Annotated in this window: 10 protein-coding genes, 1 pseudogene and 1 riboswitch; of the genes and pseudogenes, 8 read left to right on the plus strand and 3 right to left on the minus strand. The window is 38.6% G+C overall.

The genetic code is table 11. The features are described 5' to 3' along the window. Nucleotides 1-124: 124 nt before the first annotated feature. Nucleotides 125-290: riboswitch (M-box (ykoK) riboswitch) on the plus strand. A 372-nt stretch (nt 291-662) separates the two neighbouring features. The 5 genes and pseudogenes from mgtA (at nt 663) to polX (ending at nt 6,978) form a co-directional block, all read left to right on the plus strand. Then, a complete protein-coding gene (gene mgtA / locus I4N53_RS00015; RefSeq protein WP_214495283.1) occupies nt 663-3,350 on the plus strand; it encodes a magnesium-translocating P-type ATPase in 2,688 nt (895 codons plus the stop codon). A gap of 391 nt (nt 3,351-3,741) precedes the next feature. Beyond that, on the plus strand, nt 3,742-3,918 hold the full coding sequence (locus tag I4N53_RS12215) for a LuxR C-terminal-related transcriptional regulator (protein WP_255549402.1): 177 nt from the start codon (nt 3,742-3,744) through the stop codon (nt 3,916-3,918). Between the two features lie 289 nt (nt 3,919-4,207). Further along, nucleotides 4,208-4,426: a hypothetical protein gene (locus I4N53_RS00025; RefSeq protein WP_013150929.1), complete on the plus strand. Its 219-nt coding sequence runs from the start codon at nt 4,208-4,210 to the stop codon at nt 4,424-4,426. A gap of 122 nt (nt 4,427-4,548) precedes the next feature. Continuing rightward, nucleotides 4,549-4,896, plus strand: a pseudogene (locus tag I4N53_RS00030) (transposase); the annotation flags it as partial. A gap of 369 nt (nt 4,897-5,265) precedes the next feature. Beyond that, a complete protein-coding gene (polX, locus tag I4N53_RS00035) occupies nt 5,266-6,978 on the plus strand; it encodes a DNA polymerase/3'-5' exonuclease PolX (protein WP_214495284.1) in 1,713 nt (570 codons plus the stop codon). Between the two features lie 216 nt (nt 6,979-7,194). Here the strand turns inward: polX and gltA are convergent, their stop codons facing one another. From gltA to I4N53_RS00050, 3 genes are all read right to left on the minus strand, one after another. After that, nucleotides 7,195-8,595, minus strand: coding sequence for an NADPH-dependent glutamate synthase (gene gltA / locus I4N53_RS00040; protein ID WP_009052155.1), 1,401 nt, complete (start codon nt 8,593-8,595; stop codon nt 7,195-7,197). After that, the gene (locus I4N53_RS00045; protein ID WP_009052156.1) at nt 8,582-9,460 is read right to left on the minus strand and encodes a sulfide/dihydroorotate dehydrogenase-like FAD/NAD-binding protein; all 879 of its coding nucleotides are present in this window, start codon (nt 9,458-9,460) and stop codon (nt 8,582-8,584) included. The genes gltA and I4N53_RS00045 overlap by 14 nt, the downstream gene beginning before the upstream one ends. 194 nt (nt 9,461-9,654) lie before the next feature. Then, nucleotides 9,655-10,713, minus strand: a complete 1,059-nt coding sequence (locus tag I4N53_RS00050) for an NAD(P)-dependent alcohol dehydrogenase (RefSeq protein WP_214495285.1) — start codon at nt 10,711-10,713, stop codon at nt 9,655-9,657. Between the two features lie 415 nt (nt 10,714-11,128). Here I4N53_RS00050 and I4N53_RS00055 point away from each other — a divergent pair, with 415 nt between their 5' ends. The 3 genes from I4N53_RS00055 to I4N53_RS00065 all read left to right on the plus strand — a co-directional run bounded on the left by I4N53_RS00055 (nt 11,129) and on the right by I4N53_RS00065 (nt 15,738). After that, nucleotides 11,129-12,340 (plus strand): iron-containing alcohol dehydrogenase, encoded by a 1,212-nt coding sequence (locus I4N53_RS00055; protein WP_013150922.1) that lies wholly within the window; start codon nt 11,129-11,131, stop codon nt 12,338-12,340. Between the two features lie 499 nt (nt 12,341-12,839). Then, nucleotides 12,840-14,576, plus strand: coding sequence for a [Fe-Fe] hydrogenase large subunit C-terminal domain-containing protein (locus I4N53_RS00060; RefSeq protein WP_013150921.1), 1,737 nt, complete (start codon nt 12,840-12,842; stop codon nt 14,574-14,576). Beyond that, nucleotides 14,560-15,738 carry a PP2C family protein-serine/threonine phosphatase gene (locus I4N53_RS00065; RefSeq protein WP_214495286.1) on the plus strand — a complete coding sequence of 393 codons (1,179 nt, stop codon included), beginning with the start codon at nt 14,560-14,562 and terminating at the stop codon, nt 15,736-15,738. The genes I4N53_RS00060 and I4N53_RS00065 overlap by 17 nt, the downstream gene beginning before the upstream one ends. Nucleotides 15,739-15,985 lie beyond the last annotated feature (247 nt).

The following is a 15,985-nucleotide window of genomic DNA, read 5'->3' on the forward strand; positions in this document are numbered from 1 at the left end:
TTTCACTATGGTTTCTATTCTTTTATCTGTTGCATTTAATTATACAACTAACCTTTTGTAAAAAATTTTTCAAAAAAGATTGACATATTATAAATAGAAGAATATAATGGAAAAGGACACAAGCAAATATAATCGTTAGGTGAGGCTCCTATACAGATACACGCTGCTGCCCGGAAACATCGAGAGATGCTAACGGGTTAACAAGTATTACCGAATTAAGGTTTTACTTAACGCAGCTGGAGGATGCTCCAAAGCTGTATAGTGCCAAAGCTCAACGAATTGAAATGTCTAAAAAACCTCTTTATTCGTTGAGAGGTTTTTTAATTTGCAAAAAACGGAGGTGAGAAGAATGGACGGTGGAGGTAGTAGTAAAAGCCACAAAGGTATATGTAATGTGACATTGAAGAAGGATGGGCAGATAAGGCCACGTCCATTCTTCTCACATGGGCCTTTCTATAAATTTTGTTCTTTTTAAGATTGCCCATTTATCCCTTCTTTTGATGTCCTATTACATATACCTCCAAAACAATTCTCAGACTAACACCATTTAATTCCATCGTCTAAATGCGAAAGTTTTTTACAAAAAAACAAATACTGTAACTGGAAGGTTGCAGTAGATTCAGCAGCCTTAGCCTATTATTGTGTTTTGGAGGTGTATGAAAATGATAAAAATTGCAAAGAAAAATGATTTCACAGATTCGATACTCACACAATTAATTGAGTTTGCTAGAAAAGATGTTGATGAAATTTTAGCACAATTAGGTACAAATAGAGAAGGACTGACTTCTGAGGAAGCGCAAGACAGGCTTGAAATGTATGGGTTAAATGAGGTAGCCCATGAAAAACCGGCTCCATGGTATATTCAATTGATTAAAGCTTTTATAAATCCCTTTATAGGTATATTGGTATTTTTAGCAATTGTATCATATATAACAGATGTACTTTTTACTGCACCTCAAGACAGAGATTGGAGCACGATAATTATTATTTCTATAATGGTAACGGTTAGTGGACTACTTCGTTTTGTTCAAGAGTACCGTTCTAATGTGGAAGCTGAAAAACTAAAAGCTCTTGTCTATACAACAGCTGCAGTTATTCGGAAAGATACAGGTGAGAAAGAGATAAAAATAGAGGAAATAGTGCCGGGTGACATAATACATTTGGCAGCAGGTGACATGGTACCTGCGGATGTTAGGGTTATTACTTCTAAAGACTTGTTTATAAACCAAGCAACTTTGACGGGAGAATCCGAACCTGTGGAGAAATATCCAGATTTAAAAGAAGAAAAAAGAAAAGCTAAGGATTTAAGCCTTTCAGATTTAGAAAATATATGTTTTATGGGTACTAATGTAGTAAGTGGTTCTGCAATTGCTGTAGTTCTTTCAACAGGTGACCGTACTTATTTTGGTTCAATGGCAAAATCCCTTGTAGGGCATAGAGTGATGACAAGTTTTGAAAGAGGAATTAACAATGTAAGTAAAGTGCTCATCAAGTTTATGACAGTGATGTTTCCAATTGTTTTTGTTATAAATGGTCTTACAAAGGGTAATTGGTTGGATGCATTGCTTTTTGCCTTGGCTGTAGCTGTTGGACTTACTCCCGAAATGCTTCCAATGATAGTCACTACCAACCTTGCTAAAGGTGCTGTGACAATGGCAAAGCGCAAAACAATTGTCAAGAGATTGGATGCTATACAAAATTTTGGAGCAATGGATGTACTTTGTACTGATAAAACTGGTACTTTGACGTTAAATAAAATAGTTGTAGAAAAACATCTTGACATACATGGGAATGAAGATGACAGAGTTTTAAGGCATGCGTATCTGAACAGTTTTTATCAAACGGGCTTAAGAAACTTAATGGATGTAGCCATTTTAGAGTATGGAGCTGAAAAGGGTTTTAATGGATTGGAGAAAATATATAAAAAAGTTGATGAGATACCCTTTGATTTTGTAAGGCGCAGAATGTCCGTAGTTTTAGAGAGCGAAGGTGGAAAAAGGCAGCTGGTGACTAAAGGCGCCGTTGAAGAGGTTCTTTCTATCTGTGAATATGCTGAGTACAAAGGCGAAGTAGTTCCTTTGACAGATGAAATACGCCAAGAAGTAAGAGAAATGGTAAAAAGATTAAATGAAGATGGAATGAGGGTGCTTGCCGTAGCTCAAAAAAATGATGTTCCACCAGAGGGAGTTTTCAGTGTAGCAGATGAAAGTAAGATGGTTCTCATGGGTTATATAGGTTTTCTCGATCCGCCAAAAGAATCTGCACCTTATGCGATAAAAGCATTGAAAGAGCATGGCGTAGATGTAAAAATTCTCACTGGTGACAATGAAATAGTGACAAAGAAGATCTGTAAAGAAGTGGGGATTAATGTAGAGAATGTTTTGTTGGGAAATGAAATAGAGAATATGACAGATGAAGAATTAGCAGAAGTAGCGGAAAAAACGACAATTTTTGCAAAACTTTCTCCTATGCAAAAATCGAAAATAATAAAGACTTTACAAAATAAAGGCCACATTGTTGGATATATGGGAGATGGAATTAATGATGCTCCTGCCTTAAGAGAAGCAGACGTTGGAATTTCAGTTGACTCTGCAGTAGATATCGCTAAAGAATCTGCAGATATAATACTTTTGGAAAAAAGTCTTACAGTATTAGAAGAAGGAGTTGTGGAAGGACGCAGAATTTTTGGTAATATCATGAAATACATTGCAGTTACATCAAGCTCTAATTTTGGAAATGTATTTTCAGTTTTGGTGGCAAGCGCATTTTTACCATTTTTGCCAATGCAGCCTCTCCAATTACTTTTCCTTAACTTAACTTATGATTTATCTATGACGTCAGTACCTTGGGATACAATGGATAGAGAATATATACAAAAACCAAGAAAATGGGATGCCGCAAATATAGGCAACTTCATGATATGGTTCGGACCTATAAGTTCAATTTTTGATATTACAACTTATGCTTTGATGTTTTTCTTGATTGGTCCAATAGTCATAGGAGGTTCTTACTTCTTGCTCCCTGAAGCACTTAAACTCCTATTTATTTCGCTTTTCCAAACAGGCTGGTTTGTAGAAAGCTTATGGACACAAACAATGGTAGTTCACATGCTTAGGACTGAAAAAATTCCGTTTATACAAAGCATTGCTTCATGGCCGCTATTACTTTTTACCTCAGCAGCTGTTACAGTAGGAACAATTGTGCCATTTACTTCTTTTGGAGCAAAAATTGGAATGATGCCTCTACCGGCAATGTATTTCTTGTTCTTAATAGCTACGCTTCTTGCATACTTGATTTTGGCGCAATACGTTAAAACGAGATTTGTAAAAAGATTTGGAAGCTTGTTGTAACATTTTTTGGACAATAGATTAGACAAGTAAGGATATATTAAAACATGAGCAGGAGAAATCCTGCTCTTTTTAATACAGCACATTAGGATTAAAATATTATATGATATTAAAAGAAGAAATTGCAGGTACAAATGCAGTATCACTGGCGATAAGAGAGAAGAAGCGATAATTGTTATAAAGGAACAACATTATATTGAAGAATTAAAAAAGTTAAGCTGTCTAGCCAGCCCTATCTTTAATAGAGATGGTAATTTAATAGGGGTAGTTGACATCTCTTCTGAGAATGATATTGGTCACGATTTTGCTGCATTGATATTTCTGCTAGCAAGAGACATAGAAAGGAATTATCAGATTATTTGAGATAGAGAGGATAAAAAACAAATTTGGTGAAATGGATATAAAGATACTCAAGCTTACGGCAGAAGGGAAAACAGATAAAGAAATTGCAAAAACAATTAATATGTCACTAAGCAATATAAAGTATCATAAAAGGAAAATTTTCAAACTATTGGGAACAAAGAATGTGAAGGACTGCATATACAAGGCAACAAAGTTGGATTTAATATAAGTTTTTATTGTTTTTACATTACTAAATAAGGGACAAAAAATGTTAGATTGTACTTTAGTACAAATTTTAAAGGAGGAAAACCCAGTTTTTATACTAAAGTACAAAAGTAAAGGCTATTTTAGTGAAAATTTATACTTTTGGTCAATTGACAAGTTGCTGGAAATAAGATACCATGGATATAAAAGAAACTACCGGTAATCTTTAGAATTATTAGGGAAGGAGCGAAAATGTTAGAAAAGAAAAGGAATTTAGGAATGTTTTTATCTACAATTAAGAAGGAGGTAGTAGCATGAAGGATTATTCCGAAATTTTAAATCAAATTTTTAATGCTTTAAGTGGCATTCGTGCGGAAGTCGGGAATGTATCTTCTGAAGTTTTTTTCACGCATCATCGTATAGGAGATATAGTGAGTCTTCTTAATGCAACTAACATTTTGTTAGGTATATTAACTATTGTTTTGAGTATAAATACATATATAAACTGGAAGAAATATAGGGATAATAAATAGGATGCTGCAATGATAATTAAGTTAAGTCTATATAATTGTGTAAAAAGGGGTTGAGCCATTCCCCACCCTCTGGTTAGAATAGAAATAGAAACAAACCAAAAATCATTTTTCCGGGACGAGAAATGGCTCAATACAATATCCCTATAGATTCTGAAATTTTGCATTATCTTTTTGTAAAAGGAACAAAAGATGAAAAGTTAGCTAAATTATTAGAGCCTATAGTTAATCAAATCCTAGTGGCTCAGGCCACTGAGCAAATTAAAGCTGAACCTTATGAGAGGACGGAAGGAATGCGGAATTATCATAATGGTTATTATTCTAGGAATTTAGTTACCAGGGTTGGAACTCTCACCTTAACAGTTTCAAGACTCCACAATGGTAAATTTAGCACTGATCTTTTTGCTCGTTACCAGGGAAGTGAACAAGCACTTTTATTGGCACTAATGGAGATAGTAGTTAATAGAGTATCTATAATGATACCAGAAAACTAGACAGATGGGCAAGAGATAGAGCAAGATTGCTAGTAGATTTTATGTCAGCTTATTTAAATTATAGATCGGCAAAACTAAAGCTTGACCTTCGGGTTACGGCAGGGTAGCGGGCACATTCGACATCTTTGTCTTAGTGCCCGCCTCCGCCATCCTTGGCTCCGGCCCTGCCTTCACCCTTGGTCTCGCTAAGTTTTGTTAGGGCTTTGTCACAAGTCGCTCTTTATGCAAAATATCTCCTTTACGAAAGTTTGTTTACAGTCTGAGAGAGGTTTTACGGATGCCTCTCTTTTTTATTTTTTCTATGGTATAATGTACTAAAGATTTTGTGTGCTAAAGGGGAAGTATAAAATGGATAAAAAGAAGATTGCGAATATTTTAAACGATATAGGTTTATTGCTAGAGCTTAAAGGGGAAAATCCTTTTAAATCGAGAGCTTATTATAATGCTGCAAGGACAATAGAATTATTAGATGAAGATATAGAAATCCTTGTTAAAGAAGATAGATTAAAAGATATAAAGGGAATAGGGGAGGCAATTAATAAAAAGATTACGGAGCTAGTTTTAACAGGTAAAATGAAATATTATGAGGATTTAAAAGCCTCTATTCCTGAAGGGCTTGTTGAAATGCTTAAAATTCCTGGACTTGGTCCTAAAAAGATAAAGATTATATACGAAAAATTGAATATCACCACAATTAGAGAGTTGGAATACGCTTGTATAGAGAATAGATTGGTAGACCTTCCGGGGTTTGGGGAAAAGACTCAAAAGAAAATTTGGGAGGGGATACAGTTTGTGAAGCAATTTAGCGGTCAACATTTATATGCGGAAGCTTATGTAGAAGCTGTTAAATTGAAGGAATACCTGGAAAATACAAAGACAGCCTCAATTATAGAAATTGCAGGAAGTTTAAGGAGAAAAAAAGAGATAGTAAAAGATATTGATATTTTAGCTGCAGCATCAGATTCCTCAAGAGTTATGGAAGCCTTCGTAAACTATCCAGGGGTAAAGGAAGTTATAGCAAAGGGAGATACAAAAACCAGTGTCACTTTAAAATTAGGTATAAATGCAGATTTAAGAGTTGTGACAGAAAGAGAATTCCCTTATGCACTTCACCACTTTACAGGCAGTAGAGAGCACAATACTGCAATGAGACATAGGGCGAAGCAAATGGGTATAAAAATGAACGAGTACGGCCTTTTTAAAGGAGATAAACTTATAGAATGTAAAAGCGAAGAAGAGATATTTGATAAATTAGGACTTTTATATATTCCTCCAGAATTAAGAGAAAACATGGGAGAAATAGAAGCGGCAGAAAAAGGTGAGCTTCCGAAATTAATAGAAGAAAAAGATATAAAAGGAGTATTTCACGTTCATACGACTTACAGCGATGGGGCTAATACACTTATAGAAATGATAGAGACGGCGAGAAAATTGGGGTATAAGTATATAGGCATCACAGACCACAGCAGATCTGCTTTTTATGCAGGAGGACTCAAAGAAGAAGACTTAGTAAGGCAATGGGAGGAAATAGAAGAGTTAAATAAGAAATATAACGATATAGTTATATTTAAAGGAATAGAGTCTGATATACTGCCTGATGGTTCTTTAGATTATGAAGAAGAAATATTAAAACAATTCGATTTTGTGATTGCATCCATCCATTCTCATTTCAGGATGAGTAAAGAAGATATGACAAAAAGAATGATAAAGGCTATAGAAGATAAATCTACAACTATAATAGGGCATGTTACAGGAAGGCTTCTTTTAGCGAGAGACAGTTATGAAATAGATATATATGAAGTTATAGCAGCAGCAGCCCATTATGGCAAAATAATTGAGATAAACGCAAACCCTTATAGGCTTGACTTAGACTGGCGGTATGTAAAGCATGCAAAAGAAAAAGGAGTAAAACTTGCAATATGTTCTGATGCCCACAGCATAGAAGGCTTAAATGATGTAAAGTATGGGGTAGGAATTGCTAGAAAAGGCTGGTTGGAGGCAAAAGACGTAATAAACACTTATGAAGTTCATGAGATCTACAAGTTATTTCAATTGAAGTGAGGTGAATAAATTAATGGGCTGATGGAGCTTTTACACGAGCATGTACAGTAGTAGATGAACAATGAGCTAGCCTAAAGGCGGCTCTTTTTTTCAAAAGATGCAAAATAAGAGGTAGCTGTCAAAATGATAAATTCATAAATAAAAGAGACGATAGCTGGATGTATCTCCTTCCACAGTACCGACTTGCTATCGTCTCTTTAGTTTATCGAAGGATGTTTACCGCCATTTTTTGTTTTGTAGATATTCATGGATGGAACGAGCTGCTTTTTTTCCGGCACCCATGGCCAAAATCACAGTAGCTGAACCTGTTACAATATCGCCTCCAGCCCATACCCCTTCTCTGGAAGTCCGTCCCTCCTCATCTACAGCGATATAACCATGTTTTGTAAGTTCTAAGCCTTCAGTGGCCTTTGTGAGGAGGGGATTAGGGCCAGTACCTATGGCGATTACTACCGTATCGATATCCATAACAAGTTCAGAACCCATTATAGGAACTGGACGGCGACGACCCGAAGCGTCAGGTTCTCCAAGTTCCATGCGGATACACTCAATACCTTTGACCCAACCATTTTCGTTGCCTATTATTTTCGCTGGATTTGTAAGCAAATCGAATATAATACCTTCCTCTTTAGCGTTCTCAACTTCTTCTTTTCTTGCGGGCATTTCTTCCTCGGAACGACGATACACAATATGAACCTCTTCAGCTCCCATTCTTACTGCAGACCTGGCTGCATCCATGGCTACATTGCCACCCCCTATTACTGCTACTTTTTTACCTACCTTTATGGGGGTGTCAGTGTTGGGAAAAGAATAGGCTTTCATGAGGTTTATCCTGGTTAGAAACTCGTTGGCTGAATACACGCCCAGGTAGTTTTCACCAGGTATGCCCATAAATTTCGGGAGACCAGCTCCAGTGCCGGTAAAGACAGCCTCATACCCCATTTCAAAAAGGTCGTCTATCGTTAAAACTTTACCCATAACCATGTTAGTTTTAATTTCTACGCCTAGCTGTTGTATAAATTCTACTTCTTGTTCCACTATAATTTTCGGTAGTCTGAATTCAGGAATACCGTAGATCAATACGCCGCCGGGTTTGTGAAGAGCTTCAAAGATCGTTACATCGTAGCCGAGTTTAGCTAAATCTCCTGCACAGGTGAGACCGGCGGGCCCGGAACCGATGATAGCCACTTTTTTACCAAGCTTTTTGGGAATTACCGAGGGACGGATGCCTTTGGCTCTTTCCCAGTCTGCTGCAAATCGTTCTAGGCGACCTATTGCTACAGGTTCACCTACTTTGCCCAAAACACAGTTTTTCTCGCATTGCTCTTCTTGTGGACAGACTCTGCCACATATGGCGGGCAAGCTGTTGGTTTCCTTTATAATCTTTATAGCTCCTTCAAAATCTCTTTCTGCAATACGCTTTATAAACTGGGGAATTTGTACCTGAACGGGGCACCCTTCAACACATCCTGGTTTTTTACACTGAAGGCACCTCTGGGCTTCACTTACTGCCTCCTCTTCCGAATAGCCCAAAGCTACTTCGCTAAAATTACGCCTGCGGACGTCAGGCTTTTGGGTAGGCATGGGTGTTTTCTTTTTACTTCTATTTAACGGCATCTTTATCAACTCCTTCTATTTTGTTGATTAATTTGCATTCATGAGCTTTATTAAACCTTTCGAGGGAAATTTTTTCTTCCTCTTTATAAGTGGCCAATCTTTTTATTAGTTCATCGAAATCTACTTTATGGCCGTCAAAAGCCGGACCATCAACGCAAGCAAATTTGATTTCTCCGTCTACGGTGACACGACATCCACCACACATGCCTGTGCCGTCTACCATTATGGGATTAAGGCTCACCATAGTGGGTATGCCATAAGGCTTGGTAATTTTGCTTCCTATTTTCATCAAAATTGGTGGACCTATGATAATAATCTCATCAAATTTTTCACCTTGTTCTAAAAGCTCTTTAAGTACTACTGTGACAAACCCATGGCGGCCTTTTGAGCCGTCGTCGGTGCAGATATACATCCTGTCACTAACAGCTTTTATCTCTTCTTCCAAAATTAGCAATTCAGCTGTCCTAGCACCTATAATAGAAACTACTTCTACCCCCTGTTGATGAAGCATTTTGAGTTTAGGATAAAGTGGAGCAATACCAAGGCCTCCGCCTATTCCTAAAACTTTCTTGTGATGAGGAAACTCTACCGGCACACCTAAAGGCCCAACAAAGTCCTGGATATAATCTCCAGCTTCTAGAGTTCCTAATTCCCGTGTGGTTTTACCTACTTCTTGGAATACTATTGTGACAGTGCCACTTTCTGAATTATAATCTGCAATGGTAAGAGGAATTCTTTCTCCTCCTTCTTTTATCCTTAGTATAATAAATTGGCCTGGCTTTGCTTTTTTGGCCACTAATGGTGCTTCTATTACAAACAATTTGATGGAAGGTGCCAATTCTCTTTTTTCTAAAATTTTGAACATGATAATCCTCCTTCTTCTTTTAATAGTTGTTTATTCACTTTCGATGATATTATCAAGTGTTAGTGGCGTAAAAATGTTGCAAAAATAACTATTTTTTGTTATTTTTTTGCCAAAAATTTACTAGCTGATGTGCCACATAAAAACCGATATATTTAGCTTTATTAGCATAAAAATGGGGGACTAAGTCCCCATTTTTATGCTAATATTACAACAGGTTTGATTAGGTCTTTTGGTTTATCTTTCATCAGCATTAGAGCTTTTTCAATATTATCAAATCCTTGGAAAACATGAGTGACGAGTTTAGAAGGATCGACACGCTTATAAAAAACAAGGTCAATCAGTCTTTCCATTCTTAGACGTCCACCGGGGCATAGCCCGCCTTTTATAGTTTTATGAGCCATGCCGCAACCCCATTCCAGACGAGGAACAGGCAAAACCTCTCCTTCGCCAAAATAATTTACATTAGCGATGGTGCCACCAGGTTTAACAATCTTAACTGCTGTAGCCATAATGTCAGCATTTCCTCCAGCGATGATGGCAGCATCGACACCTTTGCCTTTAGTTAAATTCATAATCTGACTTTCGATAGGACCATTTTTATAGTTTACAATATCAGTAGCTCCATAGTATCTTGCAGCATCTACACAAACTGGTCTACTGCCTACGGCAATAATTCTTCCGGCTCCACGCAATTTGGCACCAGCGACTGCCATAAGGCCTACTGGGCCAATACCCAAAACTGCTACCGTCGCACCTAATTCTATATCTGCCAGTTCGGCTCCGTGAAAACCAGTGGTCATCATATCGGGAATCATAGCTGCAGCTTCCAATGGAATTTCTTTAGGCAGATGTGCTAAATTCATGTCAGCATCATTCACATGAAAAAATTCACCAAAAACACCATCTTTTACATTCGAAAATTTCCAGCCTGCCAGCATTCCACCGGAGTGCTGGTGATATCCTCTTTGTACTTCAGAGGTCCGCCAATCAGGGGTGATAGCTGGTACAACAACGTGATCACCAGGTTTAAAATCTTTTACCTCACTACCTACTTCAACTACTTCACCTATAGCTTCGTGACCGAGTATCATGTTATGTCTTTCGCCAATGGCGCCTTCAAAAACGGTATGAATGTCCGAAGTGCAAGGGGCCACAGCTAGAGGTCTTACAATAGCATCAAATGGGCCTGGAGTAGGCTTTTCTTTTTCAATCCAGCCGACTTTACCGATACTGAGCATTGCAAAACCTTTCATTATTAAAACACCTCCTAAAATACTGGGTAAGTCATTAATGTGAAAACTAGCTTACGCGGCGATTGTTAAATTTTTTACAATAATATAATAGCACATAGTTAAAAATTTATCAATAATTTATTCGGACATAGTTTAAAATTTCGTAGGATTTTTTAAGTAAAAAAGAACTAGAGAAAACTCTTGTGATAAAATAGCATTTGTAAAAAACAAAATCACAGAAAGGGGTTGTCTATTTTTCAAAATCTAGAAAACATCATACGCAATTTGCAGTATGTATTTGTCAAGCAAAAAATGCTCCTAATTTCAATTGAAATTTTTTCTTGACTCTAAAAATAAATCAAAAGTTTAATATTGATTATTTTTTAACAAAATGCTATAATTAAATTGATACAAATTTTACAAGGAGGTAATTAAAATGTGGGAAACTAAAATAAATCCCACCAAGATTTTTGAACTTCGGTGCAAGAATACAACTTATTTTGGAGTAGGTAGTATAAAGAAGATAGAAGACATTCTAAAAGCTTTAAAACATAAGGGTATCGATAATGTCATTTTTGTAACCGGAAAGAATTCATACAAAGTTAGTGGAGCTTGGGATGTGATAGAACCGGCTCTAAATACACTCGGCTTTAAATATTCACTTTATGACAAAGTCGGACCTAATCCTACTGTTGATATGATCGATGAAGCGGCCAAATTTGGCCGGGAAACTGGGGCGAAGGCTGTTATTGGCATTGGTGGTGGAAGCCCTATAGATACTGCAAAAAGTGTGGCTGTACTGTTAGAATATACTGATAAAAATGCAAGAGAACTTTATGAGCTGAAATTCACGCCTGAAAAAGCTGCTCCTATTATAGCTATAAATCTTACTCATGGTACTGGTACGGAGGTAGACCGATTTGCAGTAGCTACAATTCCAGAAAAAAATTATAAGCCTGCAATAGCTTATGAGTGCCTCTATCCTATGTATGCTATAGATGATCCTGCTCTCATGATAAAGCTTGATAAAAAACAGACAATAGCTGTTACTATAGATGCTTTAAATCACGTTACTGAAGCTGCCACCACTCTTGTGACGTCACCTTACAGCATTCTATTGGCGAAAGAGGCAGTAAGGTTGATAGTTCGTTACCTCCCTGTTGCTGTAAATGACCCTGAAAACCTTGTGGCTAGATACTATTTGCTTTATGCTTCTGCTATAGCTGGTATTTCTTTTGACAATGGTCTCTTGCACCTTACTCATGCACTGGAGCACCCACTAAGCGCAGTAAAACCTGAGATTGCTCACGGCCTTGGGCTTGGTGCTATACTGCCTGCAGTGGTAAAAACTATTTATCCTGCTGTTGCAGAGGTGTTAGCTGACATATACAGCCCTATCGTGCCTGGACTAAAAGGTTTGCCTGCTGAAGCAGAATATGTAGCTAAAAAGGTTGAAGAATGGCTCTTTAATGTAGGATGCACGCAGAAACTTTCGGACTTTGGATTCACAAAAGAGGATGTCCCGACTCTGGTGAAGCTTGCTAAAACAACACCTTCTCTCGACGGATTGCTTTCTATTGCACCAGTGGAAGCCACTGAAGCTGTTATTGCCAAGATTTATGAAGAATCTCTTAACCCAATCTCTTAATCCAAAGGCTATTCTGATACAAAGAGCAAAAAAGTTCAACAATTAAAAAAAACCCCACTTTTAGTAAATACGAAAAGTGGGGTTATCATCTTTATGTATTAATTATTGCAAAAAACATAAAGATTTTATATTGGATATGTGCCAATTCAATAAAGGTAAATTGCTAGTAAGCTTTTAACATAGACATAAGTAAGGAATTGTGTTATACCAAAAGTGAAATTGTTATAAAATTAACATCTTAGAGGCAAAGTGTATACTATACCCATATTTTAAGCTTACCAGTGGAGATAAATAGTAGCATAATAAAAAACACTGATATGAAAGAAGAAAAGAAATAGCTCATTGCTTAACTTTAATATCCCGGAGTTTCCGATGGTTAAGATAACGGTTTTATGGAAAGTTCCTTAAGGTTGCCGATAAATATTTCACTTCTATGACGCGCAGGAGGTGGCGAGGATTTAGAAGCTATAAAAAATAGTAAATGGGAGGAGGAATAATTTTGGATGTAATCAGTGTATCTAAGGCAAACTGCAAAAATTGCTACCGGTGCGTTAGGCATTGTCCTGTCAAAGCTATAAAAGTAGTTGGCGGTCAGGCGGAAGTTGTGGATAGCTTATGTATATACTGTGGAAGGTGTGTCATCGAATGCCCCCAGAATGCAAAGAAGGTACGGAACGACTTACATGCAGTAAAAGAATTCATAAATGCCGGTGAAAAGGTTATAGCCTCCATAGCTCCTTCTTACCCTGCTGTCTTTGACGTAACTTCTCCTCAGGAGATGTTTTCCATACTGAAGGCCCTAGGGTTTTATGGAGCTGAGGAAACAGCGGTGGGAGCTGAAATGGTATCTATGGAGTACCAGCATTTGATCAAAAAGGGGCATAAGGGTTCCATCATAACCACGGCTTGCCCGGTTGTAAAAAATCTGGTAGAGAAATACTATCCAGGACTTATAAGGAATCTAGCTCCGGTGGTTTCCCCGATGGTTGCTCATGCAAGGTCATTGAAGCAAAGATATGGGTTGGACATTAAAGTTGTTTTTATAGGTCCCTGCATTGCCAAAAAAGCTGAAGCCCTAGATAGGAGTGTTTTAGGGAATGTAGATGCAGTACTAACTTTTCAAGAGTTGGCCGATTGGGTAGATGAGAAAGCCTCCGAGGTAGCTGGAGTAGACTTAGGAGAGCGAGAAAATGTATTAGAACCTCTTATTGCCAGGAGTTATCCCTTGCCAGGGGGGCTTTTAAAGACTTCTTCAATGGAGGGTGACCTTTTGTCTCGAGAGGTCGTAGTCGTGGACGGTATAGAAAACTGTATGGAACTTTTAGATGCCCTGGATATGGGAAACGTAAATGGTCGCATATTTGAGATGATGGCCTGTAGGGGTGGCTGTATCAATGGGCCCTCGATGCTGCCTGATAGTTCCCTTTATGAAAGAAGGGAAAGGTTGCTTTCATTTATAGAAAATAATCAACAGCAGCAGGGATATGAGAATATAAAGGCCTCTGCGGCGGGTATTGACCTCAGTAGGTCTTTCGAGCCGAAGGCCTTTAAAGCGCCTAGGCCAACCGAATCAGAGATAAGAGAAATACTGGCTTCAATAGGCAAGACGACTCCAGAAAAAGAACTGAACTGCGGGGCATGCGGGTATCCTTCCTGCCGCAAAAAAGCCGAGGCCGTCTACCATGGAATGGCGGAGCCGGACATGTGCATCCCTTACATGAGGTCCAGGGCCGAATCTCTAGCCAACCTGATCATAGACCACACCCTGAACGGTATCATTTTGGTAGACAGTAATTTGAATATAAAGGAAATAAACAGAGCGGCGGAAAGAATGTTCGATGTTGAAAAAGAACAGGTCCAGGGGAAGCCCCTTTCGACTGTCATCGACGACAGGGATTTTGCCTGGGTACTGGCCAATAAAACTAACCTGCAGGATAAAAAGGTGAACTATCCCCGGAATTCTTTAACTACCCTCCAGACTATATGCTATATCGAGGAAGAGGACATGGTACTGGCGATTATTCAGGATATTACCGAACAGGAAAAGCAGAGGATGGAACTGGAAAGGGTTAGGGAGGAGACCCTGGAGAAGGCCCAGGAAGTAATAAACAGGCAGATGCGCGTGGCCCAGGAAATAGCAGGACTGCTGGGAGAGACGACGGCGGAGAGCAAGATGCTGCTCCTTAAGCTTATAGAACTGGTTAAAGGAAGGGAAGAAAATGAAGGTCTTTGCTGAAGTGTTCACCAAAAGCCTTACCAAAAAAGGAGAAGAGCTGTGTGGGGACAGCGTTGAGGTTGTGCAATCCGAAGACGGCATAATTGCCGTAATGGCCGATGGCCTGGGGAGCGGGGTAAAGGCTAGTATACTTTCCACTCTTACCGTAAGGATTGCTTCTACTATGATAAAAAACAGGGCTTCCATAGAAGAAGTGGTCAGGACCCTGATTAATACTCTTCCTGTGTGCCGAGTCCGGCAGCTTGCTTACTCCACCTTTTCCATTCTCGAGATTAACGATGATGGAAAAGGAAGGCTTTTTGAATTTGATAATCCACCTGTGATTTACATCCGGGACGGAAAGGTTCTTAAGCTACCTTACAGGGAACTGAGGGTGGAAGACAGGAAGATTCTGGAGTACCGGTTTGAAGCCTTCCCGGGGGATAAAATATTCCTGGTAAGCGACGGAGTTATTCACGCAGGAGCAGGGGGTATCTTGAACCTGGGATGGCAGTGGCCTAATGTGGCCGAATACCTGCAGAGGCTTGACAGAAGTGGATGCTTCGTGTCGGAAATGGTGGACCAGCTGATCAAAACGTGTAGCCACCTTTATTCCAGTAATCCGGGGGATGATACCACGGTCTTGGGAGTAGGTTTGAGAAAGTCGGAGCTAATCACGGTACTAGTTGGCCCTCCTGAAGATAGGTCAAAGGATGCAGAAGTTGTGAAAAAACTTATCGACAGCGAAGGCAAAAAAGTGGTCTGCGGAGGTACTACTGCAAATATTGTTTCTAGGGAAACTGGAAGGAAAGTAGTCACAAATAGGGACTATGCCGACCCGGCGATACCTCCCGTCGGTAGTATAGAGGGAATAGACCTCGTAACTGAAGGTTTGATAACTTTAAGTAGGTGTGTCGAGATACTGAGAAATTTTGTAAACATATATTCCTTTTCTCCCCACTTTTTGGACGATATGAGGGAAAAGAAGGACGGAGCTTCAATATTGGCAGACCTGCTTGTCAATCGCTCCACTCATATCCGATTTCTGGTGGGGCGAGCGGTTAATCCTGCCCACCGGAATGCATACCTGCCGGAAGGCGTAAGCGACAAGCTCAAGATAGTAGAGGAACTGGCCCAAATCCTGAAAAAATGCGGCAAGAGGGTGTATATAGAGCTTTATTAGATGAAAAAGAGGCATTGGCTGCTCAAGCCGCTTTTTATATTTTTGCTGTTTTTGAGACATTTAAAAAGGATTTCACACATTTTAATTATACCAGACAGAAGGGAGGCAGCCTCTACTCTTTTTATTGTATTTTCTTCTTCAATGTTTTTGCAATTATTCTCCAAGTGGTAAATATGTCTATACCTATTCAAGAAATTTTTGGTTAGTTGTATAATTAAATGCAACAGATAAAAGAATAGAAACCATA

The organism is Thermoanaerobacter sp. CM-CNRG TB177 (genome assembly GCF_018588165.1).
Classification (GTDB): domain Bacteria; phylum Bacillota; class Thermoanaerobacteria; order Thermoanaerobacterales; family Thermoanaerobacteraceae; genus Thermoanaerobacter; species Thermoanaerobacter thermocopriae.